The organism is Aliiruegeria sabulilitoris, assembly GCF_001558155.1.
Classification (GTDB): domain Bacteria; phylum Pseudomonadota; class Alphaproteobacteria; order Rhodobacterales; family Rhodobacteraceae; genus Tropicimonas; species Tropicimonas sabulilitoris.
This window is the reverse complement of sequence record NZ_LOAS01000010.1, coordinates 162918-187207: the sequence shown is the minus strand read 5'-3', so window position 1 is coordinate 187207 and position 24290 is coordinate 162918. Positions and strand designations below refer to the sequence as shown.

The 24290-nt window shown below is 62.6% G+C and carries 25 protein-coding genes; 23 read left to right on the top strand and 2 right to left on the bottom strand.

All coding sequences use genetic code 11. The features are described from left to right. Positions 1-143 precede the first annotated feature (143 nt). The 5 genes from AX756_RS10885 (at position 144) to AX756_RS10865 (ending at position 5657) form a co-directional block, all read left to right on the top strand. Positions 144-1757: a peptide ABC transporter substrate-binding protein gene (locus tag AX756_RS10885; protein WP_068311017.1), complete on the top strand. Its 1614-nt coding sequence runs from the start codon at positions 144-146 to the stop codon at positions 1755-1757. A 63-nt stretch (positions 1758-1820) separates the two neighbouring features. Then, positions 1821-2744, top strand: coding sequence for an oligopeptide ABC transporter permease OppB (gene oppB / locus AX756_RS10880; RefSeq protein ID WP_068311014.1), 924 nt, complete (start codon positions 1821-1823; stop codon positions 2742-2744). A gap of 10 nt (positions 2745-2754) precedes the next feature. Beyond that, positions 2755-3681: an ABC transporter permease subunit gene (locus AX756_RS10875; RefSeq protein ID WP_068311012.1), complete on the top strand. Its 927-nt coding sequence runs from the start codon at positions 2755-2757 to the stop codon at positions 3679-3681. A 3-nt stretch (positions 3682-3684) separates the two neighbouring features. Next, positions 3685-4653 carry an oligopeptide/dipeptide ABC transporter ATP-binding protein gene (locus AX756_RS10870; RefSeq protein WP_068311009.1) on the top strand — a complete coding sequence of 323 codons (969 nt, stop codon included), beginning with the start codon at positions 3685-3687 and terminating at the stop codon, positions 4651-4653. Then, positions 4650-5657, top strand: coding sequence for an oligopeptide/dipeptide ABC transporter ATP-binding protein (locus tag AX756_RS10865; protein ID WP_068311006.1), 1008 nt, complete (start codon positions 4650-4652; stop codon positions 5655-5657). Before AX756_RS10870 ends, AX756_RS10865 begins: the two co-directional genes overlap by 4 nt. A gap of 129 nt (positions 5658-5786) precedes the next feature. Here the strand turns inward: AX756_RS10865 and AX756_RS10860 are convergent, their stop codons facing one another. Next, the gene (locus tag AX756_RS10860) at positions 5787-6287 is read right to left on the bottom strand and encodes a c-type cytochrome (protein WP_068311003.1); all 501 of its coding nucleotides are present in this window, start codon (positions 6285-6287) and stop codon (positions 5787-5789) included. Between the two features lie 286 nt (positions 6288-6573). Between AX756_RS10860 and AX756_RS10855 the strand changes: the two genes are divergently transcribed. The 10 genes from AX756_RS10855 to AX756_RS10810 all read left to right on the top strand — a co-directional run bounded on the left by AX756_RS10855 (position 6574) and on the right by AX756_RS10810 (position 15815). Continuing rightward, a complete protein-coding gene (locus AX756_RS10855; protein ID WP_068311000.1) occupies positions 6574-7221 on the top strand; it encodes a paraquat-inducible protein A in 648 nt (215 codons plus the stop codon). Further along, positions 7214-7888: a paraquat-inducible protein A gene (locus AX756_RS10850; RefSeq protein WP_068310997.1), complete on the top strand. Its 675-nt coding sequence runs from the start codon at positions 7214-7216 to the stop codon at positions 7886-7888. Before AX756_RS10855 ends, AX756_RS10850 begins: the two co-directional genes overlap by 8 nt. Before the next feature lie 47 nt (positions 7889-7935). Then, positions 7936-10311 carry a PqiB family protein gene (locus AX756_RS10845; protein ID WP_068310994.1) on the top strand — a complete coding sequence of 792 codons (2376 nt, stop codon included), beginning with the start codon at positions 7936-7938 and terminating at the stop codon, positions 10309-10311. A 156-nt stretch (positions 10312-10467) separates the two neighbouring features. Beyond that, positions 10468-11025, top strand: a complete 558-nt coding sequence (locus AX756_RS10840) for a PqiC family protein (protein ID WP_068311183.1) — start codon at positions 10468-10470, stop codon at positions 11023-11025. 147 nt (positions 11026-11172) lie between these two features. Continuing rightward, positions 11173-12129 (top strand): RadC family protein, encoded by a 957-nt coding sequence (radC, locus tag AX756_RS10835; RefSeq protein ID WP_082739045.1) that lies wholly within the window; start codon positions 11173-11175, stop codon positions 12127-12129. Between the two features lie 482 nt (positions 12130-12611). Then, positions 12612-12980, top strand: a complete 369-nt coding sequence (gene rpsM / locus AX756_RS10830; protein WP_068310991.1) for a 30S ribosomal protein S13 — start codon at positions 12612-12614, stop codon at positions 12978-12980. A 15-nt stretch (positions 12981-12995) separates the two neighbouring features. Then, positions 12996-13385, top strand: a complete 390-nt coding sequence (gene rpsK, locus AX756_RS10825) for a 30S ribosomal protein S11 (protein ID WP_068310988.1) — start codon at positions 12996-12998, stop codon at positions 13383-13385. 118 nt (positions 13386-13503) lie between these two features. After that, positions 13504-14520 (top strand): DNA-directed RNA polymerase subunit alpha, encoded by a 1017-nt coding sequence (locus AX756_RS10820; protein ID WP_068311169.1) that lies wholly within the window; start codon positions 13504-13506, stop codon positions 14518-14520. A 127-nt stretch (positions 14521-14647) separates the two neighbouring features. Then, the gene (gene rplQ, locus AX756_RS10815) at positions 14648-15058 is read left to right on the top strand and encodes a 50S ribosomal protein L17 (protein WP_068310985.1); all 411 of its coding nucleotides are present in this window, start codon (positions 14648-14650) and stop codon (positions 15056-15058) included. 145 nt (positions 15059-15203) lie between these two features. Continuing rightward, the gene (locus AX756_RS10810) at positions 15204-15815 is read left to right on the top strand and encodes an autoinducer binding domain-containing protein (protein ID WP_068310983.1); all 612 of its coding nucleotides are present in this window, start codon (positions 15204-15206) and stop codon (positions 15813-15815) included. Positions 15816-15920: 105 nt separating this feature from the next. On the opposite strand, the gene AX756_RS10805 is transcribed toward AX756_RS10810, so the two are convergent. Next, the gene (locus tag AX756_RS10805; RefSeq protein ID WP_068310981.1) at positions 15921-17237 is read right to left on the bottom strand and encodes a replication-associated recombination protein A; all 1317 of its coding nucleotides are present in this window, start codon (positions 17235-17237) and stop codon (positions 15921-15923) included. Between the two features lie 368 nt (positions 17238-17605). Here AX756_RS10805 and AX756_RS10800 point away from each other — a divergent pair, with 368 nt between their 5' ends. From AX756_RS10800 to AX756_RS10765, 8 genes are all read left to right on the top strand, one after another. Continuing rightward, a complete protein-coding gene (locus tag AX756_RS10800) occupies positions 17606-18067 on the top strand; it encodes a c-type cytochrome (protein ID WP_068310972.1) in 462 nt (153 codons plus the stop codon). A 5-nt stretch (positions 18068-18072) separates the two neighbouring features. After that, the gene (locus AX756_RS10795; protein WP_068310969.1) at positions 18073-18711 is read left to right on the top strand and encodes a cytochrome b/b6 domain-containing protein; all 639 of its coding nucleotides are present in this window, start codon (positions 18073-18075) and stop codon (positions 18709-18711) included. A gap of 48 nt (positions 18712-18759) precedes the next feature. Then, the gene (gene crcB, locus AX756_RS10790) at positions 18760-19143 is read left to right on the top strand and encodes a fluoride efflux transporter CrcB (RefSeq protein ID WP_068310966.1); all 384 of its coding nucleotides are present in this window, start codon (positions 18760-18762) and stop codon (positions 19141-19143) included. Continuing rightward, on the top strand, positions 19140-20180 hold the full coding sequence (locus AX756_RS10785; RefSeq protein ID WP_068310963.1) for an RluA family pseudouridine synthase: 1041 nt from the start codon (positions 19140-19142) through the stop codon (positions 20178-20180). Before crcB ends, AX756_RS10785 begins: the two co-directional genes overlap by 4 nt. Then, entirely contained in the window at positions 20177-20866 is a 690-nt protein-coding gene (locus tag AX756_RS10780) for an HAD-IA family hydrolase (protein ID WP_068310960.1), read from the top strand. The genes AX756_RS10785 and AX756_RS10780 overlap by 4 nt, the downstream gene beginning before the upstream one ends. Next, complete coding sequence (locus AX756_RS10775) at positions 20867-21583, top strand: ATP12 family chaperone protein (protein ID WP_068310957.1); 717 nt, start codon at positions 20867-20869, stop codon at positions 21581-21583. Positions 21584-21820: 237 nt separating this feature from the next. Beyond that, a complete protein-coding gene (locus AX756_RS10770; RefSeq protein ID WP_068310954.1) occupies positions 21821-22840 on the top strand; it encodes an amino acid ABC transporter substrate-binding protein in 1020 nt (339 codons plus the stop codon). A gap of 132 nt (positions 22841-22972) precedes the next feature. Beyond that, entirely contained in the window at positions 22973-24289 is a 1317-nt protein-coding gene (locus tag AX756_RS10765; RefSeq protein WP_068310951.1) for an amino acid ABC transporter permease, read from the top strand. Position 24290: the final 1 nt, after the last annotated feature.

Sequence of the window (24290 nt, the reverse complement as noted above, 5' to 3'; positions counted from 1 at the left end):
CGCTCTGTGTTCCGCTACGTCACCCTTGTGCCCCGCGTCGAGCAGAAAATATTGGCGCCAGTCGGTCCGCGCGTTCATAGTGCCTGCAGGCACGTCTGGAGGCGAAAGCCCGGACCCATCTTGCCATCAACAGGGAGACAATAATGAACCTCAAGGCAATGCTCACGCTCACAGCAGCGACGGCCGTATTCGCGACCGCTTCGTTGGCCGAGGGCACGCATCCGGTGACCGGAGAGAAGCTCTCCGACAACCAGACCTTCACCTATCGTCTGCTTGACCAGTTCCCGACGCTGGACCCGCAGCTGAACGAGGAAACCGCCGGCTCCCACGTGATCCGAGACCTCTTCGAAGGGCTGATGATCCAGGACGCCGATGGCAACCTGATCCCCGGCATGGCCGAGAGCTACGAGGCTTCCAACGGCAACAAGACCTACACCTTCCACCTGCGTGACGCGAAATGGTCCAATGGCGACCCGGTCACCGCGCAGGACTTCGTCTACGCCTGGCAGCGCGCCGCCGATCCGGCGACCGCCTCGCCCTATGCCTGGTATGTCGAGCTGACCTCGATGGTGAACGCCAAGGAGATCGTCGCCGGCGAGAAGGACCCCTCCGAGCTTGGCGTCAAGGCGATCGACGACAAGACGCTGGAAGTGCAGCTCACGCAGCCGCTGCCCTATTTCCCGGCCATGACCACCTATGCCACGCTCTCGCCGGTCCATCAGGCCACGGTCGAGAAATTCGGCGCCAAGTGGACCGACCCGGAGAACATGGTCAATAACGGCGCCTACAACCTGACCGCGATGGTGCTGAACGAGTACCACACGCGCGAAAAGAACCCGATGTACTGGAATGCCGACAGCGTCATCATCGAGAAGACGACCGGCCTCATCATCAACTCCGAGACGCAGGCGCTGACTCGTTACAAGGCGGGCGAGTTCGATCATCTCGAGCCGCTGCCCGCAGGCCAGTTCCCGGCGCTGCAGGAAGAGCTGCCGGACGAGGCGCATTCCGTGCCGCGGCTCTGCTCCTACTACTACGCCTTCAACCTGCGCCCCGATGCGAAGCCCGAAATCCAGGATCCGCGCGTGCGTCGTGCGCTCACGCTGGCGATCGACCGCGACGTGATCGTGAACCAGGTGCTGAAGGGTGGCCAGTGGCCGGCCTACAACTTCAGCCACGTCAAGACCGCCGGTTTCGAGATGCCGGAGATCGACTTTGCCAACATGACCCAGGCCGAGCGTGATGCTGAGGCCAAGCGGCTGATGGAAGAGTCCGGTGTGAAGGATCTCGATATCAAGTTGATCTACAACACTTCCGAGAGCCACAAGCAGATCGCCACGATCGTCAGCCAGATGTGGAAGCAGAAGCTCGGTGTCTCGACCACGCTCGAGAACATGGAGTGGAAGACCTATCTGGATGTCCGCCGTGACGGACATTTCGACCTTGCCCGTTCTGCGTGGTGCGCGGACTACAACGAGGCCTCGACCTTCCTGGACCTGCTCACCACAACGCACGGCTCCAACGACGGCAAGTTCTCGAACGCCGAATACGACTCGTTGATGCTGGCATCGAAGACCTCGGACAACCCGAACGAGATGTACACGAAAGCCGAGCAGATCATTTCGGACGAGTCCGCGATCGCGCCGATCTACCACTACGCCAACACCTTCCTGCTCAGCGCGGACATCAAGGGTTGGCCCTATAACAACGCTGAAAACAACTGGTACTCGAAAGACTTCTACCGCGTTGCCGAATAAGCGTAACTGGAACGGGCGCGCAGGGGTTTTCCCTTGCGCGCCCACCCCTTAACAGGCTCCCCCATGCTCAGTTTCATCATTCGCAGGTTGGCCGTCGCCATCCCGACGCTGCTCATCCTCGTCGTCTTCTCCTATGTGATCATGTACGCCGCGCCCGGCGGCCCGTTCGACATGGAACGCGCCCTGCCGCAGGAGGTCATGGACAACCTCAACGCGAAATACGGGTTGGACAAACCGCTCGTCGTGCAGATGTTCAACTATGTCTACAACGTGGTCGTCCATTTCGATTTCGGACCGTCCTACATGTACAAGAACCAGACGGTGAACGACATCATCGCGCAGGGCTTCCCGGTGACGCTGACCTATGGGTTCTGGTCCTTCGTCGTCGCCGTGGTCGTGGGCATGAGCCTGGGTGTCATGGCCGCGATCTATCACAATTCCTGGCTCGACTACCTCGCCGTGGGCATCTCCATCGGTGCGCAGGTGCTGCCGAACTTCGTCATGGCGCCGATCCTGGTGCTGGTTTTCACCCTCTGGCTCGGCTGGCTGCCGGGTGGCGGCTGGCAGGGAGGGCAATGGCAATACGTCATCATGCCGGTGATCGCGCTCTCGACTTCCTTCATGGCCTCGATCGCGCGGCTCACCCGCTCCTCGATGCTCGAAGTGCTGAACGCCAACTACATCCGCACCGCGCGCGCCAAGGGGCTGCCGATGCGCCGGGTGATCTTCCGCCACGCGCTCAAGCCCGCGCTGCTGCCGGTCGTGTCCTACCTGGGCCCGGCCTTTGTGGCGATGATTACCGGCTCGGTCGTGGTGGACATGTATTTCTCCACTGGCGGCATCGGCGTCTTCTTCGTCAACTCGGCGCTCAACCGGGATTACTCGGTGATCATGGGGATCACCATCCTGACCGGCGCGCTGACGATCCTTTTCAACCTCGTGGTCGATATCCTCTACGCCTGGATCGACCCGAAGATCCGCTATTGAGGCCGCACACATGATCCTCAACCGCGCAAAAGCCAAGGAGCTGGAAACAGCCCAGATCGGTGCCGAGATCGAAGGCCGCTCACTCTGGGCCGATGCCCGCATCCGCTTCTTCCGCAACAAGGCCGCCGTGGGTGGCCTGATCATCCTGATCCTGGTCGGGCTCTTTGCCGCCTTCGGGCAGCACATGACGCCCTGGTCCAACGAGGAAGTCGACTGGGCGGTGCTCGGACAGGTCGACACCATGGGCCGGCCGAGCTTCGAGTCGAAGCACTATTTCGGCACGGACGATCTTGGCCGGGACCTCTTTGCCCGCACCGTGCAGGGCACGCAAATCTCGCTCATGGTCGGCCTGATCGGTGCGCTGATCGCCGTGGTCGTGGGCACCGTCTATGGCGCCACCGCCGGTTACCATGGCGGGCGGATCGACAACGTGATGATGCGGATCGTCGACGTGATGCTGTCGATCCCCTACATGTTCGTTCTGATCCTGCTGCTGGTGATCTTCGGCCGCTCGGTCCTGATGCTGTTTGTCGGGATTGGTCTGATCTCCTGGCTCGACATGGCGCGGATTGCGCGCGGCCAGACACTCAGCATCAAGAACAAGGAATTCGTCGAGGCCGCCCACGCGATCGGCGTGCGCCCCTCAACGATCATCCGCCGGCATATCGTGCCCAACCTGCTCGGCGTCGTCATCGTCTATGCCACGCTGCTGGTGCCGACCATGATCATCTTCGAGAGCTTCATCTCCTTCCTCGGTCTCGGTGTGCAGGAGCCCGCCACCTCCTGGGGGGCGCTGATCTCCGAAGGTGCCAAGCAGATGCAATATGGCACGCTCTGGATGCTGCTCTACCCGCTCTTCTTCTTTGTCATCACGCTTTTCGCTTTCTTTTTCGTTGGCGACGGGCTGCGCGATGCGCTCGACCCGAAGGACCGCTGATCCATGGCGTTGCTTGAAATCAAGGACCTCACGGTCAAGTTCGAAACCAATGACGGCATCGTTTCGGCCGTCAACGGTGTCTCCTTCAACGTGCGCGAGGGCGATACGCTCGCCATCGTCGGCGAGTCCGGCTCCGGCAAATCGCAGACCGCCTTTGCCGCCATCGGCCTGCTGGCGCGCAACGGTCACGCCACGGGCTCGGTGAAATGGGACGGGCAGGAGATCCTGAACCTGCCCGAGGCCAAGCTGAACCGTATCCGGGCCGACGAGATCGCGATGATCTTTCAGGACCCGATGACCTCGCTCAATCCGTTCCTGAAGGTCTCCGACCAGATGGAAGAGGTGCTGACGCTCCACCGCGGCATGTCCCGCAAGCAAGCGCGGGCCGAATGCGTGCGCATGCTCGACGCCGTGCGCATTCCCGATGCCGCGGCGCGGATCACCATGTATCCGCACGAGTTCTCCGGCGGCATGCGGCAGCGTATCATGATCGCCATGTCGCTACTGTGTCGCCCACGCCTGCTGATCGCCGACGAACCGACCACCGCGCTCGACGTGACCGTGCAGGCGCAGATCATGGACCTGCTGCGCGACATCCAGGCCGAGTTCAACACCGCGATGATCCTGATCACCCATGATCTCGGCATTGTTGCGGGCTCCTGCGAGCGCACGATGGTCATGTATGGCGGCCGGATCATGGAGCGGGGCACGACGGCGGAGATCTTCGCCAACCCGACCCATCCCTACACGCTCGGCCTGCTCGACGCCGTGCCGCGACTGGACCGCAAGGAAGACACGCTGCCCACCATCCCCGGCGAGCCGCCAGACATGCTCAGGGGGTTCAGGGGGTGTCCGTTCGAACCGCGCTGCCCGAAAGCCATCGAGCGCTGCAAGGCGGAAGCCCCGGCGCTGGAGCGTGTCTCCGAGACCCGTGTGCGCGCCTGTCACCGCAGCCCGGAGGAGGTCGCATGAGCACGCCGCTTCTCAAGGTCGAAGACCTTCGCGTCACCTTCAACATTCGTCCGCGCGGGGCCTGGCCCTGGACGCCTTCCATTCCATTGCACGCCGTTGGCGGTGTGTCCTTCGAGCTGGAAAAGGGGGAGACCCTTGGCATCGTGGGCGAATCCGGGTCCGGCAAGTCCACCGTGGCGCGCGCCATCATCAATACCGTGCCGGCCGCCGGCGGGCGGGTGCTGTGGAAGGGCGATGATCTGCTGCAGATGGACCCGCACAAGCGCCGCCAGCACCGGCAGGCCGCGCAGATGGTCTTTCAGGACCCGCTGGCCGCGCTCAACCCGCGCATGAAGGTTGGCGAGATCATCGCGGAGCCGCTCATTACCCACGCCCCCGGCACCTCCAAGGCGGATGTGAAGCGTCGGGTCGGCGAGTTGATGGAACGGGTGGGGCTGTTGCCGAACCAGATCAACCGCTACCCGCACGAATTCTCGGGCGGGCAGTGCCAGCGCATCGGCATTGCGCGTGCGCTGATCCTGAACCCGGAGCTGGTGATCTGCGACGAGCCGGTTTCGGCCTTGGACGTGTCGGTACAGGCGCAGGTGATCAACCTGTTGAGCGAGCTTCAGCGCGATCTCGGTCTGTCGCTGATCTTCATTGCGCATGATCTGTCGGTGGTGAAACACATCTCGGACCGGATCCTGGTGATGTATCTGGGCCGGGTCATGGAAACCGCTGATGCCGATACGCTGATCGAGCGGCCCGTGCATCCCTATACGCGGTCGCTGGTACAGGCGGTGCCGATCCCGGACCCGGTCGTGGAACTGGCCCGCGAACATCCTGTTCTGGAGGGCGATCTGCCCTCGCCACTCAACCCGCCCTCGGGCTGTGTTTTCCGCACGCGCTGTCCCCTGGCGCAGCCGTCCTGCGCCAGCGAGCGTCCTGCGCCACAGCAGATCGCACCCGGGCACGTCTCCTACTGCCCGATCACGGCCGGCGAGCGGGAAGTGGCACGCGCGTGAAGCGCCTTCAGATGTGACGTCCCAACCCCCGTCCATGGAGCCTTCCCTGGAACTTTCCCGGGGCGGCTTTCATGAAGCCCTTGTCCTGTTGGTGTCAGGCCGATGGGCTGGCATTCGGGCAGGGTTGGCTCAGTATTGCTGAATCGACTGGATGTAGAATACCAACTCGAGGATGCGGGCCCTGACGGCTTGCTCACTCCCGTACGGCCCGTATTTTTCACCGACATCCTTCACGTAGCGGTCTCCCCAGACCGGCATTTCCCAAGCCTCCGAATCGCGGATCTCTGCCGACCCGACGATAGTGCCGGCTTCGCGGACGCCATGCGCACCGACGATCGACCGTCCATCGATGATCTGGAAAACGTCCAGCAGCGGGAAGATACCGTCATTTTCGGCGGCGATCTTTGTCAGGTCGCTGGGTTCGACCGTGAGGTACTCTGCCATCGGCCCGTTGCCGGTCCCGCCGACCCCATGGCAGGCGAGGCAGGAATTCATGTATTCGTCAGAGCCGATCAACTCTTCTTCCGCGGCAGCCGGTGTCGGAACAAGGCAGAACGTGGCTGCTGCTGCGATGCCAAAGAGCAACGCAATGCCGCCTTTCGTGGTTTTAGTGAATTGATCCAAACGCATGACAAGCCCTCCTCTCGCTGCGGTTGAGGCCGGCTTCATCCTTTCGCGGCTGTCGGGCCGCTATTGTCGCCGGCACGGAAGCACTGATCCTCGCGGCGCCGCAATTCCACTCTCTGCCTGGAATGGTGCCCGCAGGGTATCACGCATTCCCTTGGGGCACCTTGAGGCAGGTCAACGCTTTGGGCGCACGGGGCCGGACATTTACGGCCATTCGGCACTCGAGCCGCCATTGCACAGGCGAAAACGAATGCTAGGGTGCGTTTCGAAAACGAGACCAGGAAACGCCGTGCCCTCGACGCAAGACATACAGGCTGATTTGGAAGAGCTGATCGCATGCCCGGCCTGCGATGCGCTCTATCGTGCCGCAGAACCGGAGAACGGTGAGCGGGCGGTCTGTCCGCGCTGTCACACGGTGCTGATCGCGCCGGTCGATGGCGCCGTAATTCGGGTCGTGGCCTTCGCTCTGGCCATTCTGGTCCTGCTGGTATCAGCCATGTTCATGCCGTTTCTCAGCATCGAGGCTGGGGGGCTATCCCATTCCACCTCCATCGCCGATGCGGCATTGTCCTTCTCGGAGTATCAAATGCTGGGCCTGTCGATCGGGGTGGTCGCGCTGATCATCTTTGTTCCGATCGCGCGGGCGATCCTCGTGATCTTCGCGCTTTTCCCGCTTATGCTGGACAAGAAGCCATGGCGCGGTGCGCGCACTGCTTTCCGTCTGTCCGAAGAACTGCGGCCCTGGTCGATGGCGGAGATCTTCGTTCTGGGGGTAGGGGTTGCTCTGGTCAAGGTCGCCGCCATGGCGCATGTCGAGCTTGGCATGGCCTTCTGGCTTTTCGTGGCGCTAGTGCTGGTGACGGTTTTCCAGGATGGTTTCCTGTGCCGCTGGTCGATCTGGTCGGCGCTGGAACGGGGAGACCGGCAGAATGGATGAGCATCCCGCGATCGCGGGACATGTCGTGACCGCAAAGGAAGCGGGGCTTGTCTCCTGCACGCATTGCGCCCGTGTCTGGCCAATCGGGACAACCACCTGTGTCCGCTGCGGCGCCCGGCTTGTCTCGCGCGATGTGAAATCCATGTCGCGGGTCTGGGCGTGGTGGGTCGTGGGGCTGCTGTGCTACATTCCGGCGAATGTCTTTCCGATGTTGGAGACGACTTTCCTGGCCCGGACATCGGGCGACACGATTGTCGGCGGGGCCATCGTGCTGATGATGCATGGAGCGATCCCGGTCGGGCTGGTGATCCTGCTCGCATCGGTCGTCATTCCGATTGCGAAGTTCCTCGCCGTGGCTTACCTGGCGCTGTCGGTGCAATACCGCCTGCCGTCCGATCAGCTGCGCCGCATGAAACTCTATGAGCTTGTCGAATTCATCGGCCGCTGGTCGATGATCGACGTATTCGTCGTCGCCGTCCTCACGGCGCTTGTCCAACTCTCGGTGGTGGTGTCGATCCAGCCCGGGTCCGCCGCCGTGGCCTTTGCGCTCGCGGTCGTTTTTACAATGCTCGCGGCACGATCATTTGACAGCCGCATGATCTGGGACAGCCTCGACCCCCCCGCCGAGGCCGAACCGGATGACAGCCGCAAGGATTTCCTGACGTGACAGACCAGATACCCCAGACTCCCGTTCAACCTGCCAGGCGCAGTCTGATGCAGCGTGTTTCCATCGTCTGGATCGTTCCCCTTGTCGCGTTGGCCATCGCGGTGGGCATGGCCTGGCAGACCTACCAGGACCGTGGCTCCGTCATCGAGATCCGCTTTGAGCAAGCCTCCGGGATCACCCCCGAGCAGACCCAACTGCGCTATCGGGAGGTTTCGGTCGGCGTTGTCGAGGACCTGGATTTCTCGGATGACCTGTCCCATGTCATCGCCCATGTCCGACTGGACAAGGATGTGGAACCCTTCGTCGATTCCGAGTCGGTGTTCTGGGTGGTTCAGCCGGAGGTTTCGGCGCGCGGCGTCACGGGGTTGCAGACGGTTCTCAGCGGCGTCTATATCGAAGGAAGCTGGGACGCGGTTCCCGGCGGTTTGCACACGCAATTCGAGGGCCTTCAAGAACGTCCCGTGGCCCGTCCGGATCAGGAAGGCACGCGGATCATGCTGTCCTCCGGATCCGGCAAGGGCTTGTCGGAAGGGGCGCCCATCCTGTTCAAGGGGCTGGAAGTGGGCCGTGTCGGCCGTCCCGTCCTGTCTGCCGACGGGATCACCATCAATGCGGAGGCCTTTATCAATGCGCCGCATGACCAGCTTCTGACCTCGCAATCACGGTTCTGGGATGCCTCGGGCGTGTCCTTCAATATCGGGACAGGGGGCGCTTCGGTGGATATCGAGAGCCTTGCCTCCCTGATCTCCGGCGGTGTCAGCTTCGAGACGGTGGTTTCAGGGGGCAACCCCGTTCGCGACGGGGAGGTCTTTGCCGTCTTTCCAAATGTGGACGACGCGCGCCAGAGCCTCTTTGACGGCCGCAAGGCAAATGGCGGCACGATGGAACTGGCGATGGTGTTCGAGGAGAACGTTACCGGTCTGAACGTCGGGGCGCCGGTCATGTTGAGAGGACTGCAAATCGGCGAGGTCGTCGGCATTTCCGGTCGGGTTGACCCGGAACAGTTCGGCGACGATCTGGTGCGGCTTGTCGTGGTGCTCCAGATCGAGATGCGCAAGATCGACGCCGCGCCTGACACGGACAATCCCGAAGACGAGAGAGAGGCCATTCTCGACATGTTCGAGCAGGCGGTCTCAGAGGGTTGGCGCGCCCGGCTGGCGCGTTCCGGCCTGCTCACGGCTGCGCTTCGGATCGAGATGGTTCAGATCCCCGAGGTGGGGCCGGCGGAGTTCCAGCGGGACGGCGATCCCTACCCGATCTTCCCATCGGTCACGGCCGAGGTCGAAGGCGTGGATGTCGCCGCCGAGGGGCTGTTGAAGCGGGTCAGCGACCTGCCGATCGAGGATCTGTTGAATTCTGCCAAGGTCTTCCTCGACAATGCCGCGGCGCTGGTGGCGAGCGAGGATATCCAGAGCATCCCGGCAGATGTCCGCGGAACGGTGGAGAGTATCCAGGGCGCGGTCGAGGATGTGCGCGAGGTGATCGGTACGGCCGATCTGCCGGCGCTGTCCGGCAAGGTCTCGGGCATTGCGGACGAGTTTTCTCAACTGCTTGAACATGTCGCCGATCAGGAAGCCGTCGCGAAGCTTGTCGAGGCGATCGAAGCGGCCAGCGAAGCCGCGGTGGAGATCAGCACGGCGGCATCGGGCGTTCCCGAACTGGTCGATCAGATCGAGGAGGTTGCCGAAAAAGTCGCTTCGGTCGATCTGCAGGGCTTGATGGATCAGGTCGGTGGGTTGGCGACGAACGCGTCCGATTTCCTTTCCTCCGAGGCCACGAAATCGCTGCCGGAGGTGCTCACGAAATCGCTTGCAAGCGTGGAGGGGGCAGTCGCGGAAGCCACGACCTTGCTTTCGGGCATGAATTCCTCGGGTGCGGTCGACAGCCTGACCTCAGCGCTGGCAAAGGTCGACACGGCGGCGGGCGATATCGGCGATGCGGTCGAAGGTTTGCCGGCATTGATCGACGAGGCGCGCCAGGTGACCGAAAAGGCCGCCGCGCTGGACTTCGAGACGCTGGTTTCAGAGATCACCGGGCTGGTGGAGAGCGCCGAGGCGATGATCGGCACGCAAGCGGCGCGTGAGTTGCCCCAAAGCCTGAAAATGGCGTTGGACCAGGTTGGGCAGGCTCTGGCCGAACTGCGCGATGGTGGCACCGTGGCAGCGGTAAATGCGGCGCTGGCCTCGGCCGAGCGCGCGGCGACTTCTGTCGCGGATGCGTCGTCCGAATTGCCGGCATTGGTGCAGCGGACGGAGGCTGTCCTGCGGGAGGCCGAACTGGCGCTGGCTGGTCTGGCCGATACCGGTGCGCTCAACCGCGAGGCGCGTGCCACCCTGCGCGAAGTGAGTCGGGCTGCCGACTCCGTGCGCTCGCTCGCCCGGACGCTGGAGCGCAAGCCCAACGCCTTGCTGACAGGCAAATAGGGTGTCCATGCCAATGTGGGGCGGATCCCGAGAGCACCGTCTGCGGCAGGCAAGCCGCGTGGCGCAACGAAATTACGCGGCCAACGTGGAGTTGCTTGCTCCCCGGTGGGTGGCTTGTATGCTCCGCGGGCAAAAGAGCGAATGATCGGACAGGCAATGCGTCTTCAAATTCTTCTCGTTGCGCTGCTGGCGCTTGTTACGGCTTGCGGGCAAGGACCCGTCCGCTATGCGGCCGCGCCGGTTCCCTCCGGGGGACGCATTTCGATTGGCGTTTCGCAGCTTGAAGTGCGGGAAGTCTCGCTGCCCGCTTATGCGCGTAGCGAGGAGATCTGGCGCGAGAGTGAAGGGGGCGCCTTGACCAGCGACTCCTCGGTGCTCTGGGCGGATGATCCGGCACGTGGCATCACGATGGAGCTGAGCCAGCATCTTTCCACCATGACGGGAGCACGTGTGGCCGCCGAGCCCTGGCCGTTCGAGGAATTGCCGCAGGCGCGCCTTTTCGTTCGGGTGCAGCAGATGGTTGCCGGTGCCGATGGCCAGTTCCGCATGTCAGGCCAGTATTTCGTCGCAGCGCTGAGCGCAGGGCGGGACCGTTCGGGCGATTTCGCGGTCAGCGCGCCTTTCGTGCTGGACGGCGGCGCTCCGGCGATTGCAGCTGCGCGGGCAACCGCCGTGCGCGACCTTGCTCGCCTGATCGCCGATCGCGGTTTCTGACCCCGGCGCCGGAATCGGAACAAAGGCCGCAGCGATGCAGCGCCTGCGGACACGTTTTGTTAACCTCTTAGCGTTTCATTTACCTTGCTGCCGAGCATAATGCGGTCGACGGGCGTCCGCACTCGGCATGGGGTGCGATGGCCGTCAATGCCAACTATCTGGGACAGGATTACCGGACGCGACAAGCGACAGGGGACGGTGGCAACTCCGTCCGTTCGCAGGCCGACATACAAGGTGACTGCACGCCGGGCGTACGGGGGAGGATTTTCGGAGGCCAGCCTGCGCGGGCTGGACGATCTCGATGCGCGCCTTCCACCACCGGGCGTCGAGACCCGCCCCGCCAGTGAGCCGGGTTTTCGCAGGACGGAACGCCTGAACGCCGATGTCACGGCGGGCGGGGGGCTCGTCAAGGGCGATGACGGTCAGGTGCGGCCCCATTACTGGGGGCATCGAGAGCGTCTGCGGCAACGTTTCCTGTCGGGCGGTCACGCGGCGATGCCGGAATACGAGCTTCTGGAGCTGTTGCTGTTCAACGCGATCCCTCGGATCGACGTGAAGCCGCTCGCCAAGCGCCTGCTTGCCGCTTTCGGGGATCTCAACGGCGTCATCGCTGCTCCGGAAGCGCGTCTGATGGAGGTCGAGGGAGCGACGCCCAAAGTCTTCTACCAGCTTCGCCTCGCCGAGGCCTTTGCGCATCGAATGGCGCGGGCAAAGGTCATGCAGCGCCCCGTGCTGTCGTCGTGGGATGCGCTGATGGAGTATTGCAAGACGGTGATGGCGCATCGCGATACCGAGCAGTTCCGCGTCCTTTTCCTTGATCGCAAGAACAACCTGGTTGCCGACGAAGCGCAGGCAGAAGGGACGGTGGACCATGTGCCGGTTTACCCGCGCGAGATCGTCAAGCGCGCGCTGGAGTTGAATGCCTCGGCGCTGATCCTTGTGCATAACCATCCGTCGGGCGATCCGTCCCCGTCCAACGAGGACGTGGTGATGACCGACAGGATCTCCGAGGCCTGCCAGGCCGTCGGGATCACGATTCACGACCATGTCGTGATCGGCAAGGAAGAGGATGCTTCTTTCCGTCAACTGGGGTTCCTGGAGTAGGAACGCTGTACCGAGATTGAGGCCGATCTTGGGGGGGCACCCCCAAAACCCCGAGGATATTTTGTGTCAGAAGAAGGCCGGTGTGGATCTCATTGTCATCTTCTGACCCGGAAGATCCCGAGTAAGATCCCGGGGGGAACGCTTCAAGGCGCGAGGGGCAGAGCCCCCTGATGCCAAGGGTCGGCAACGCTGTCGAAAGAGACCAGTTGACCCCTTTGCCGGGATCGCCGATGGTTAAAGGCGACGCTCTGGCTTGGGAAGGAATTCCTAAAAGCCTTGACAAGGCGTGAATAGAGCCCTTGACGCTCTGCGGCTTTCCCATTAGTTGACAACGTCTCATTCGAGAATCGCCGTCGTGTCCCTTGCTTTCAAAGCTTTGGTCGATCGGCGGCAAGCCGGCCCGGTGGCGTGACGCTGTCGGGCCTCTGTTGTGAAAAAAGGTTCTGGTGCTACGGAACCGCAACCATGAAGGAAGATTCCTCTTGGCACGAATTGCTGGGGTCAACATCCCGACCGCCAAGCGCGTCCCGATCGCGCTCACTTATATCACCGGTATCGGCAACACGTCCGCCGAAGCCATCTGCGAAGCTGTCGGCATTGACCTGACCCGCCGCGTCAACGAGTTGTCGGACGCCGAAGTTCTCGCCATTCGCGAGCATATCGACGCCAACTTCACCGTCGAAGGTGACCTGCGCCGCGAGACGCAGATGAACATCAAGCGCCTGATGGACCTTGGTTGCTACCGCGGTCTGCGTCACCGCCGGAACCTTCCGGTTCGCGGTCAGCGTACCCACACCAACGCCCGTACCCGCAAGGGCCCGGCGAAGCCGATCGCCGGCAAGAAGAAATAAGGGGAGGCTGACAGCATGGCTCGTGATCGTCGCGCAACCAAGCGCAAGGTTTCCAAGAACATCGCCTCCGGCGTTGCTCACGTGAATTCCTCGTTCAATAACACCAAGATCCTGATCTCCGACGTGCAGGGCAACGCCATTTCGTGGTCGTCCGCCGGTACGATGGGCTTCAAGGGTTCCCGGAAATCGACCCCCTATGCCGCTCAGATGGCCGCCGAAGATGCCGGCCGCAAGGCGCAGGAACACGGCGTGAAAACGCTGGAAGTCGAAGTTCAGGGCCCTGGATCGGGCCGTGAGAGCGCCCTGCGCGCCCTCGCTGCGGTCGGGTTCAACATCACGTCCATCCGCGACGTGACCCCGATCGCGCATAACGGCTGCCGTCCGCCGAAGCGCCGTCGCGTCTGACGCACAGGACAAGATATTTCGGGCCGCGCCAGAATGGGCGCGGTCCGTTCCGGCATTTTGAACCTCGGGCGTTTGCCTGCTCGGACATGGCAGGCGAACAGGTATGGAGGCGACATACATGATCCACAAGAACTGGCAGGAACTGATCAAGCCGACGCAGCTTGACGTGAAGCCGGGCGCGGACGCGTCCCGCAAGGCAACGCTGGTGGCTGAGCCGCTCGAGCGTGGCTTTGGCCTGACTCTGGGCAATGCCCTGCGCCGGGTGCTGCTTTCCTCTCTGCAAGGTGCCGCCATTACCTCGGTTCAGATCGACAATGTGCTGCATGAGTTTTCTTCCGTTGCCGGTGTCCGCGAGGACGTGACCGACATCGTGCTGAACCTCAAGGGCGTTGCGCTGGCCATGGAAGTGGACGGGCCGAAGCGCCTGTCGATTGCCGCCAAGGGGCCGGGCGTCGTCACCGCCGCCGATATCTCCGAGACCGCAGGCATTGAGGTGCTCAACAAGGAGCACATCATCTGCCACCTCGACGAAGGCGCGGATGTCTACATGGAACTGACGGTCAACACCGGCAAGGGCTATGTCGCGGCCGACAAGAACCGTCCCGAGGATGCGCCGATCGGCCTGATCCCGATCGATGCGATCTATTCGCCGGTCAAGAAGGTCTCCTATGACGTGCAGCCGACCCGTGAGGGCCAGGTGCTCGACTATGACAAGCTGACGCTCAAGATCGAAACCGATGGTTCCGTGACGCCGGATGATGCCGTGGCCTTTGCCGCCCGCATCCTGCAGGACCAGCTGTCGATCTTCGTCAACTTCGAGGAGCCGGAAGCTGCCGGTCGCCAGGAAGAGGACGATGGCCTCGAGTTCAACCCGCTTCTGCTGAAGAAAGTGGACGAGCTGGAACTGTCGGTCCGTTCGGCGAACTGCCTGAAGAACGACAACATCGTCTACATTGGCGACCTGATCCAGAAGACCGAAGCCGAGATGCTCCGCACCCCGAACTTCGGTCGCAAGTCGCTCAATGAGATCAAGGAAGTGCTCTCGGGCATGGGCCTGCATCTCGGCATGGATGTCGAGGAGTGGCCGCCGGAGAACATCGAGGATCTGGCCAAGAAATTCGAAGATCAGTTCTGATCTCGAACCGGTCGCGCCCTCGGGCGCGACCAACCAAATGGGCGTTCCGCCCCAAGGAGAGCCGGAGACACGCATCTCCGGCCAGACAAAGCAAAACCGCCCGTAGAGGGCAACTAGGAGAAACAAAATGCGTCACGCCCGCGGATACCGCCGCCTGAATCGCACCCACGAGCACCGCAAGGCGCTCTTTTCAAATCTGGCCGGCTCGCTGATCGAGCACGAGCAGATCAAGACGACCCTGCCCAAGGCCAAGGAACTCAAGCCGATCATCGAAAAGCTGATCACGCTGGGCAAGCGTGGCGACCTGCACGCCCGTCGTCAGGCTGCGTCCAAGCTCAAGCAGGACAAATATGTCGCCAAACTGTTCGACGTGCTTGGCCCCCGCTATGCTGAGCGCAATGGCGGCTGCGTCCGCGTGCTGAAAGCCGGCTTCCGGTACGGCGACATGGCGCCGATGGCGATCATCGAACTGGTCGACCGCGATGTCGACGCCAAGGGTGCCGGAGACCGCGCCCGCGAAGAGGCGCTCGAAGCGTAAGCGTCCCAAGTCGCGATGTTTGAAAGGCCCCCAATGCGGGGCCTTTTTGCATTTTGGAGCAAGTGGGCACTCCGCGCGCAATTGTGTTCATTCCGCGCTAATTTGATATTGACCATTCCCGTGCAGGTTGCGCACAACTCGCATCATGGAAGAACGCGCGAATATCGAACGCGAACTGCGGTTATTGGGCGAATTGGCGCCTGCCGGGTATTTCGTTGCCCTGCATATCCGTTTTGCCGCGCCGCTCATGACGTTCCACACCTATGACAAAGCCTGGGTAGACCGCTATACGGCCCAGGCTTATGCAATGCGCGATCCAATGACGGCCTGGGGGTTTTCTACCGAAGGGGCGGCTCGCTGGAGCGAAATCGAAGTTCCGGACACTTTTGGCATTATGCGCGAAGCGGCCCAATACGGGTTGAAATTCGGCGTTCAGCTTGCCTATGGGCCGATTTCGTCGCGGTCCATCGCCGGTCTGGCACGCGGTGATCGGGAGTTCACCGATGCAGAGCGCGATCGCGCGGCCCGGATCTTCGCCCGCATGCATGATATGACGGACCCACCAGAGAACCTGACCCGGGCCCAGGTGGAGGCTTTACGCCTCGTCGCGGACGGGGACCGGCATGCCGCCGCCGCCGCCAAGCTCGGCATCTCCGAAAGCGCGCTCAAGGCGCGTCTGACGTCGGCGCGTCAACGGCTGATGGCGCGCACGACGGCGGAAGCGATCCAGCGGGCGAAGGATGCACGCCTGCTCTAGGGTGTGACGCGCGCAATTGCCCGCGCCGCTTTAACCGCCATTTCTCTGCAATTGCTGCCACTCGTCACCCGGTAAGGGAATAGCGACGACCGAGCGCCATGCCCTCTAATCGGCTTTCCGTTTCGCGCGCAGGTGGACGAAGAAATCCAGGCGTTTCTTCAATTCCCGTTCAAAGCCTCGTTCGACGGGCAGGTAATAGATCCCGCGTTTCATGCCGTCCGGGAAATAGTTCTGCCCCGAGAAGCCGTCCTCGGCGTCGTGATCATAGAGATAACCGTCACCGTAGCCCTGTTCCTTCATCAGGTTGGTCGGTGCGTTGAGGATATGTTTGGGCGGCGGCTCCGAACCGGTGCGGGCGGCGGCGGCCATGGCGGTCTTGTAAGCGGCGTAGCCGGCATTGGATTTGGGCGCGAGCGCGAGGTAGACCACCGCCTGGGCCAGGGCCAACTCGCCTTCCGGGCTGCCGATGCGCTCATAGGTTTGCCAGGCCTGCAGGCAGATCCCCTGCGCCTGTGGGTCGGCCAGTCCGATATCCTCCACCGCCATGCGCGTGATGCGCCGCGCAAGGTAGCGCGGGTCTTCGCCGCCCTTGAGCATCCGCGCCAGCCAGTAGAGGGCGGCATCCGGGTCCGAACCGCGTACGGATTTGTGCAGCGCCGAGATCAGGTTGTAATGCGCATCGCCCGACTTGTCGTACTGTGCGGCACGCCGGGTCAACCGCGCGGTGAGCTGGTCTGTGTCCAGAGGCGTCTGGGCCGGCCACGCGGCGACCTGTTCCACGAGGTTCAGCAGGGCACGGCCATCGCCATCGGCCATCGTCACCAGCGCTTCGCGGGCGGGTGCGGTCAAGGGCAGCTTCCGCTCCAGTTCGGCTTCCGCGCGGGTGAGCATGGCCACAAGCGCCTCCTCGTCGAGGCGATTGAGCACCAGCACCTGACTCCGGCTCAGAAGCGCGGCGTTCAGCTCGAAGGAGGGGTTCTCGGTCGTCGCGCCGACGAGGACGATGGTTCCGTCCTCCATGTGCGGCAGGAAGCCGTCCTGTTGCGCCTTGTTGAACCGGTGGATCTCGTCGACGAACAGCAGCGTGCCCTTGCCGGACTGGCGCCGCATCCGGGCGGCTTCGAACACCTTTCGAAGCTCGGGCACACCAGTGAAAATCGCGCTGATCTGAATGAAATGCAGGTCGGTTTCATCGGCTAGCAGGCGGGCAATCGTCGTCTTGCCGACCCCCGGCGGGCCCCAGAGGACGAGCGAGGACAGGCTGCCGGCGGAGAGCATGGTTCCCAGCGGGCCGTCCGGGCCGAGCAGGTGGTCCTGTCCGATCACTTCGGACAAAGCGGCCGGCCGCAGACGATCCGCCAAGGGGCGCGGTGTCCCCTTTGAGCCGGTATTTGAATCGGGGGTATCGAACAGGTCAGCCATCGGGATCAAGGTAGACCCTGTGAGAGGCATTGGAAATCGGCTGGCTGTGCAAGAAAGCCGAATCCCACGCCATCATTGTCGCATCCAGTCCAGAAAAAGATGAGTCTTGCATGGGTCAATTATGGTCTTTGGATTGGGTGCGGTGATTTGACGGCGTCACATCCCGTCTGGGAGGAAATGTAACGTATAATTTTCAATATATTGGGTGGGGGCGGAGCGCGTCCTGCGTGCTCCTGGTTCATTTGTGAATGGGTTCGTATGAATGTGCCTTTTCTATTCACAGGAATTGTGCAGAAATCGCAGACGGGAACCGCCGCCTTCATCGTAAATAGAAGGTCGACATACTCTGGCCAATTAGGAGACCAGCCATGCGCAAGATCATTCTCATCGCTACCGCCATTGCCCTTTCCATTCCAAGCATCGCGGCCGCTGACGCCGCGACAGACGCGGTTAAGGCCCGTCAGGAACACATGAAATCCTACGGCAAGCAAATGGGCACCTTTGCCGCAATGGCCAAGGGCGAAGTCGAATACGATGCCGCTGCCGCCCAGGCCGCCGCCGACACGCTTGCGGAACTGATCAAGGTGGATCAGTCCGGTTTCTGGCTGCCCGGCACCTCTGCCGATGACATGCCGGGCGTCGCCTATGCCAAGGCCGACCTGTGGAACGAGTTCGACAAGGCCGGCGCGATCGGCGGCGAACTTGCAGCCGCCGTGGCCACGATGCAGGAAGTCGCGGGCACCGGCAAAGGCGAGATGGCCCAGGCGCTCGGCGGAATCGGCAAGAACTGCCAAGCCTGCCATAAGGCCTATCAGCTCAAGAAGGACTGACGGGAATGACGGACAGGTCGCCTGAGCCGCTTCACCGCATTCGCTTGTGGGATCCGCTTGTGCGGATTTTCCACTGGGCTCTGGCGATCTGTGTGATCGTTACCTGGTTGTGGGGGCAGATCAATCCGACCGGATATCTGACCCTGCATTTCTGGCTGGGCTATACCGTGATCGGCCTTTTGGTCTTTCGCGTGATCTGGGGACTGGTCGGACCCTGGCCGGCCCGCTTCGTGCATTTCCTGTACGGGCCGGGCACCTATGCGCGCTACATCGCGGGCATGCCGAAACGCAAGCCGAGCCATTGGCCGGGGCATAACCCGGTGGGCGCCCTGTCGGTTTACCTGCTGCTCGCTGTGCTAGCGTTGCAGGTCGTCTCCGGGCTCTTCGCTGACCCGGAAGATTACATCAATGCCGGACCGCTGGCCGACGACTTCCCGGGAATGGTGAAACTGGGAACCGAGATCCACCACACGCTCGCCCCGATCATCCTGATCCTGGTGCTGCTGCATCTTGGGGCAATCCTCTTCTACAAGGTCTGGAAAGGCGAAAACCTCGTTCCTTCCATGATCCACGGCAAGAAGGTGGTGAAGGGCGATGTGCCGGCCGACCGTATTATCGAAGCCGTACCCGAAGACGCGGCGTGAGCGGCGCAACGGCTTGACAAGCGGCCCCGGCCGCATAAGACCGGCACCATGATCCTGACAGTTCTACAAGTTGCCCTTGGCGGGGCCATCGGCGCCAGCTTCCGCTATCTGACCAATGTTGCCATGAAGGCGGTTATTGGCATCGGCTTCCCATGGGGGACGCTGACGGTGAATATCGTCGGTTCCTTCCTGATGGGGGCGCTGGTGGTGGTGCTGGAGCGCAAGGGGGGCAATCACCTGACACCTTTTCTCATGACCGGCGTTCTTGGCGGTTTCACCACCTTTTCGGCCTTTTCGCTGGATACGATCTTCCTGATGGAGGAGGGGCGCACCGAGATTGCGCTCGTCTATATCACGGCATCCGTCCTGATCTCGCTTGCTGCGCTGGTCGTGGGGCTTGCCGTGGCCCGTGGCGCGGTACCGTTGCCATGAGCCGGGTTCAGCAGATCGAAGTGAGCGTGGACGAAGCCGGCCAAAGGCTCGACCGCTGGTTCCGCCGCCATTTCCCGCATATCGGCCAGGGCCGCATAGAGAAGATGTGCCGCAAGGGCGAGTTGCGGGTCGATGGTGGACGGGTGAAAACGTCGAGCCGTGTCGAGGCCGGGCAGCTTGTGCGCGTGCCGCCGCTGCCGGACGAGGACGCGCCGCGGCCGGAAGTCCCCGCCGTCTCGGAGGCCGATGCGAAGATGATCCGCGCGACGGTGATCTATCGCGACGACCATATCATTGCGATCAACAAGCCCGCCGGGCTGCCCACGCAGGGCGGCAGCAAGCAGACGCGGCATGTCGACGGGCTGGCCGAGGCGCTTCGCTTTGGCCTGGACGAGAAGCCGCGCCTTGTGCACCGGCTGGACAAGGACACTTCCGGCGTCCTGATCCTGGCGCGCACGCGGGCCGTGGCGGGGGCGCTGACGGAAGCGTTTCGCGCGCGGGAGACGCGCAAGATCTACTGGGCCGCGGTGGCCGGTGTGCCGACGCCGCAGATGGGCACGATCCGCTTCGGTCTCGTGAAGGCCGGTGGCCATGGCGCGGGCGGCGAGGGCGAGAAGATGCATTGCATCCACCCGCGCGAGGTGGACAGCACCCCCGGTGCCAAGCGTGCCACCACCGATTACGCGGTGCTCTCCGCCCTTGGCGGACGGGTCAGCTGGGTGGCGCTGGTGCCGGTAACGGGGCGGACGCACCAGCTCCGCGCGCATATGGCCGAGATGGGTCATCCCGTTGTCGGTGACGGAAAATATGGCGGTTCCAGTCAGGAAAACCTCGGCGATGGCTGGGGTGCGGGCCTTGGCGGTGAGGTGTCGCGCAAGCTTCACTTGCATGCGCGCTCGTTGAGCCTGACCCATCCGGTTACCGGGAACCGTCTTGAGCTGACCGCCGCCTTGCCCGAGCACATGGCACGGACCTGGAAGTTGCTGGACTGGCGCACGGAAGACGTGCCCGCCGACCCGTTCGAGGAGCTGGAATGAGCGATTCCGAACTGCTGCGCCTCGTCGTCTTTGACGTCGATGGCACGCTGATCGATTCCCAGGCCCATATCATGGCCGCGATGACTCTGGCCTTCGAGAACGTGGGCCATGCCTGTCCGCCGCGTGCGCAGGTGCTCTCGATGGTCGGCCTCTCGCTGGCGGTCATGATGCCGAAACTGGCGCCCGGGCTCGACGCGGACGGGCATGACGCGCTGGTCGCGGCCTACAAGGACAGCTTCGCGGATATCCGTATGTCCGGGAACCCTCTCGAAACCGCGCCGCTCTTTCCCGGCGCACGGGAGACGCTCGATCACCTGCTGGGCCGCGACGATCTGCTGGTCGGAATCGCCACGGGAAAGTCCCGCCGTGGGCTGGACCATCTGCTGAAGGCGCATGGGCTGACCGGCGCTTTCGTCACCGAACAGGTGGCCGATCACCATCCCTCGAAACCGCACCCCTCGATGCTGCTGACGGCGATGAGCGAAACCGGTGTGGAGGCGCGGCACGCCGTCATGATCGGCGACACGACATTCGATATCGAGATGGGGCGTTCCGCCGGGTTCGGAACCGTCGGCGTCAGTTGGGGCTACCACCCGACCGAGTCGCTCGTCGCCGCCGGGGCAGACGAGGTGGTTGCGTCCTATGCGGCGCTGACGCCCGCATTGCACAAGATCTGGGAGGGGTGAATGTCCGAGTGGAAGCTCAAGCGTTTCTGGAAAACGGCCACGGCCGAGCCGGTCGATGGCGGCTGGCAGATCCTGCTCGACGGTCGGCCGGTCAAGACGCCGGCCAAGGCGTCGCTTCGGGTGCCCAGCCGCGCGCTCGCCGAGGCCATCGCCGCCGAGTGGGACGCGCAGCAGGAGGCGATTGATCCCTTATCCATGCCGCTCACCCGCTCGGCCAATGCCGCCATCGACAAGGTCGGCACGCAGTTCGACGAGGTGGCGGCGCTGATCGCGGCCTATGGCGAAACGGATCTGTGCTGCTACCGCGCCGAAGGGCCCGAAATCCTGTGCCAGGCGCAGGCGGAGGCCTGGGACGCGCTTCTTGAATTCGCACGCGACGAGTTGAACGCACCGCTGGGCGTTTGTGTCGGTGTCGTTCCGATCGCCCAGCCGGAGCAGAGCCTCGAAACGCTCCGGGGCAAGGTCTCCGAACTCGATGCCTTTGCCTTGGCTGCGCTGCACGACCTGGTCTCGATTTCAGGCTCGCTCGTGATCGGGTTCGCCGCGATCCAGGAGCGTTTCCCGGCCGAGGATTTGTGGCAGCGTTCCCGCGTGGACGAGAGTTTCCAGCAGAGTCAGTGGGGTGTTGACGAAGAAGCTGCCGCGACGTCAGCTTATAAACGGGAAGAATTTCTGCACGCTCAGAGATTCTTTTGCTTATCTCGTCCCTCTGCCTGAATTGTATCAAGTCACTGAATGCGCTGCCTAAAGATTGTGCGCACCGGGAAGGTGGCCTCTCGATCCTATAGGGGTGTTCGGTGGTGTCGGGAGAGCACTTGACGTTTTCTTGGGAATTTGCCCAAAGTTGATGCGCTGTGAGAGGGTGCCTCCTCTCGCGTGTTGTTCAAACGGGCCAATGGCCCATAAAAACCCACCCGCCCACTCACGGACGGGGACCATCAGGAAGAGGTACACATGAACAAGACCGTATTCGTTGGGGTTGTAGCGCTCGCTGGCATGTCCGCAAGCGTGGCCGCCGCCGGTCTGGTTGACGAAGTCAAAACCCGTGGAAAGCTGAACTGTGGGGTCGCCACCGGCGTTCCAGGTTTCGCCGCACCCGACGCCAACGGCGAATGGCAGGGGTTTGACGTCGCCGTCTGCCGCGCCGTCGCCGCCGCCGTCCTTGACGATCCGACCGCCGTTGAATTCGTTCCGACCACCGGCAAGACTCGCTTCACCGCGCTTGCTTCGGGCGAAATCGACATGCTGGCCCGGAACACCACCTGGACCTTCTCGCGCGATGTCGACCTCAAGTTCGATTTCGTCGGCGTGAACTACTATGATGGCCAGGGCTTCCTCGTCCGCAAGGACCTGGGCGTTTCCTCGGCCAAGGAACTCGATGGCGCCACCATCTGCATCCAGACCGGCACCACCACCGAGCTGAACCTTGCGGACTTCTTCCGCATCAACAACATGAGCTACGAGCCGGTTCCGATCGAAACCAACGCCGAAGGCCAGCAACAATACCTGGCTGGCGCTTGTGACTCCTACACGACGGACGCCTCTGGTCTCGCCGCGACCCGTGCGACTTTCGAAGATGCCGCGGAACATGTGATTCTTCCCGAGATCATCTCCAAGGAGCCGCTCGGCCCGCTCGTGCGTCACGGCGACAACGAATGGGCAGATGTTGTCCGCTGGACCCTGAACGCGCTGATCGCCGCCGAAGAGCTTGGCGTGACCTCGGCCAATGTTGCCGAACTGGCCGCCGCGCCCGGCAACAACCCGGAAATCAACCGTCTGCTCGGCACGGAAGGCACGCTGGGCGAGATGCTGGGTCTGCCGGCCGACTGGGCTGTCAAGGCGATCTCGGTTGCTGGCAACTACGGTGAGATTTTCGAGAAGAACATCGGTGAGACCACGCCGATCGGTCTGGCCCGTGGCCTGAACGCCCAGTGGACGTCCGGTGGCCTTCTCTACGCCCCGCCGTTCCGGTAATATCTTTCGGCAAGGGCGCGGGCTTCGGCTCGCGCCCTTGCCAACACCTCTCCACCAACGAGAAAACCCGGGCCAAGGAGAGCGGGCGCAAGACCCGCAAACAGGAAGCCCGGAAAAGCCGCAGGGATACACATGACCTCACTGACCGACCCGCCGAAGGAGTCGTTCAGGCTCGGCATGCTGATCTACGACACCCGGTATCGCTCGCTCACCATTCAGGTCGTTGCGCTCATCGGGTTCATGATCTTCGCCGCCTGGCTGATCAACAACACGCTGTATAACCTGGCCGAACAGGGCAAGAACGTTGCCTTCGGCTTTCTCAGCGACCCCGCCGGATATGACATCAACCAGCGATTGCTGGACTACAATTCCCAGTCCACCCATTGGCGCGCGGCCTTTATCGGCCTGCTGAACACGCTGCTGGTGGCCTTCTTGGGGTGTGTCACGGCGACGATCATCGGGGTTTTTGTCGGTGTCCTCAGGCTTTCGAACAACTGGCTCATTGCCCGCCTGATGACGGTCTATGTCGAGATGTTCCGCAACGTGCCGGTTCTGCTCTGGATCGTCTTCACCATGGCGATCATGATCGAGACCCTTCCGGCCCCGCGCGACTTCAGGGGAGAAAGCCCCGATGCCTCGATGGTGCTCTTCGATAGCGTGGCTTTCACCAATCGCGGCGTCTACATTCCCGAAGCGCTGTTCAGCAATGGCCTTGGCGATCTGGCGGTCCTGCCCGATCGTGAGAGCGCGGCCTGCCAGCCCGGCGAAGACGGCGCTGTGAGCGACGCTTGCGGCGTGTTCCAGATCAGCCTCGACCTGCTTCTGATTGTGGTCGTCCTGGGGGGCAGCCTGTTTGTCTCCGGTCTGATCCGCAAGCGGGCCGACCGTATCCAGAACGATACTGGCGAACGGCCAACCACGTGGTATTTGCGCCTCGGCGTCGTTCTGGTGCCAACCATCGCCGTTCTGGCGGTACTCGGCTTCCATCTCGGCTATCCCGAACTCAAGGGCTTCAACTTCCAGGGCGGCACGTATCTGCGCAACTCGCTCATCGCGCTCTGGCTTGCGCTCTCGCTCTACACGGCGGCCTTCATTGCCGAGATCGTGCGCGCCGGTATCCTGGCCATTTCCAGTGGCCAGACCGAAGCCGCAGCGGCGCTCGGGCTCCGATCAAACCGGATCATGTCCCTCGTGATCCTGCCGCAGGCGCTGCGGGTCATCATTCCGCCGCTGATTTCCAACTATCTCAACCTCACCAAGAACTCGTCCCTGGCGATCGCGGTGGGCTACATGGACATCACCGGCACGCTCGGTGGCATCACCATGAACCAGACCGGCCGCGAATTGGAATGCGTTCTGTTGCTGATGCTTGTCTACCTCACCATCTCTCTGAGCATCTCGGCGGTGATGAACTGGTACAACGATCGCGTCAAATTGGTGGAGCGGTAAG

Coding starts and splice junctions, on each gene's coding strand:
- AX756_RS10885 (WP_068311017.1), top strand. CDS start 144: ATGAACCTCAAGGCAATGCTCACGCTCACAGCAGCGACGGCCGTATTC.
- oppB (WP_068311014.1), top strand. CDS start 1,821: ATGCTCAGTTTCATCATTCGCAGGTTGGCCGTCGCCATCCCGACGCTG.
- AX756_RS10875 (WP_068311012.1), top strand. CDS start 2,755: ATGATCCTCAACCGCGCAAAAGCCAAGGAGCTGGAAACAGCCCAGATC.
- AX756_RS10870 (WP_068311009.1), top strand. CDS start 3,685: ATGGCGTTGCTTGAAATCAAGGACCTCACGGTCAAGTTCGAAACCAAT.
- AX756_RS10865 (WP_068311006.1), top strand. CDS start 4,650: ATGAGCACGCCGCTTCTCAAGGTCGAAGACCTTCGCGTCACCTTCAAC.
- AX756_RS10860 (WP_068311003.1), bottom strand. CDS start 6,287: ATGCGTTTGGATCAATTCACTAAAACCACGAAAGGCGGCATTGCGTTG.
- AX756_RS10850 (WP_068310997.1), top strand. CDS start 7,214: ATGGATGAGCATCCCGCGATCGCGGGACATGTCGTGACCGCAAAGGAA.
- AX756_RS10845 (WP_068310994.1), top strand. CDS start 7,936: ATGCAGCGTGTTTCCATCGTCTGGATCGTTCCCCTTGTCGCGTTGGCC.
- AX756_RS10840 (WP_068311183.1), top strand. CDS start 10,468: ATGCGTCTTCAAATTCTTCTCGTTGCGCTGCTGGCGCTTGTTACGGCT.
- radC (WP_082739045.1), top strand. CDS start 11,173: ATGCCAACTATCTGGGACAGGATTACCGGACGCGACAAGCGACAGGGG.
- rpsK (WP_068310988.1), top strand. CDS start 12,996: ATGGCTCGTGATCGTCGCGCAACCAAGCGCAAGGTTTCCAAGAACATC.
- AX756_RS10820 (WP_068311169.1), top strand. CDS start 13,504: ATGATCCACAAGAACTGGCAGGAACTGATCAAGCCGACGCAGCTTGAC.
- rplQ (WP_068310985.1), top strand. CDS start 14,648: ATGCGTCACGCCCGCGGATACCGCCGCCTGAATCGCACCCACGAGCAC.
- AX756_RS10810 (WP_068310983.1), top strand. CDS start 15,204: ATGGAAGAACGCGCGAATATCGAACGCGAACTGCGGTTATTGGGCGAA.
- AX756_RS10805 (WP_068310981.1), bottom strand. CDS start 17,237: ATGGCTGACCTGTTCGATACCCCCGATTCAAATACCGGCTCAAAGGGG.
- AX756_RS10800 (WP_068310972.1), top strand. CDS start 17,606: ATGCGCAAGATCATTCTCATCGCTACCGCCATTGCCCTTTCCATTCCA.
- AX756_RS10795 (WP_068310969.1), top strand. CDS start 18,073: ATGACGGACAGGTCGCCTGAGCCGCTTCACCGCATTCGCTTGTGGGAT.
- crcB (WP_068310966.1), top strand. CDS start 18,760: ATGATCCTGACAGTTCTACAAGTTGCCCTTGGCGGGGCCATCGGCGCC.
- AX756_RS10785 (WP_068310963.1), top strand. CDS start 19,140: ATGAGCCGGGTTCAGCAGATCGAAGTGAGCGTGGACGAAGCCGGCCAA.
- AX756_RS10780 (WP_068310960.1), top strand. CDS start 20,177: ATGAGCGATTCCGAACTGCTGCGCCTCGTCGTCTTTGACGTCGATGGC.
- AX756_RS10775 (WP_068310957.1), top strand. CDS start 20,867: ATGTCCGAGTGGAAGCTCAAGCGTTTCTGGAAAACGGCCACGGCCGAG.
- AX756_RS10770 (WP_068310954.1), top strand. CDS start 21,821: ATGAACAAGACCGTATTCGTTGGGGTTGTAGCGCTCGCTGGCATGTCC.
- AX756_RS10765 (WP_068310951.1), top strand. CDS start 22,973: ATGACCTCACTGACCGACCCGCCGAAGGAGTCGTTCAGGCTCGGCATG.